1 protein-coding gene is annotated in these 406 nt (G+C 56.9%); it reads right to left on the bottom strand.

What is annotated here, in order from left to right; translation table 11 throughout:
• Nucleotides 1-395, bottom strand: a 395-nt coding sequence (locus DIT71_RS17755; RefSeq protein WP_227538209.1) for a S41 family peptidase, incomplete at its 3' end; no start/stop codon positions are given.
• Nucleotides 396-406: the final 11 nt, after the last annotated feature.

Here is a 406-nt window from a genome sequence, read left to right as displayed (position 1 = left end):
ACCCGCTCCAGCATCGGGTCTTTGCCTTCCTCGCGCCCTTTTCGGCCAAGGTACGTGAGACGGATGTGTGGCGGGATGCCGACATCTTCGTATATCTCACCGTCGTAGGCCCGGTAGATTTCATTGGACAAGGTCAGGTGCCAGCCATTTGGCAGATGGCGCTCGAGCGTGTCGGAAAGGATGCCATGGGTAGGCTCGCCAATAAGGGTGAGACGGGGATGCTGCAGCAATGAGAGCACGAAGATTTCTGCGGCACTGGCCGTTAGCTCGCTGGTCAGCACAAACAGGTTGCCCTGGTAAGTCTCATTGACAGGCGTGACATAGACAGACTGCTTTCCGGTGAATCCATTGCCATGACGGGCTGACTTGGTGAAAGCCAGCCGTTTGCGATCCATCAGGTACGCTG

This window comes from Marinobacter vulgaris, from assembly GCF_003344045.1.
In the GTDB taxonomy this organism is placed as follows: domain Bacteria; phylum Pseudomonadota; class Gammaproteobacteria; order Pseudomonadales; family Oleiphilaceae; genus Marinobacter; species Marinobacter vulgaris.
This window is presented reverse-complemented; position numbering and strand designations above follow the sequence as displayed.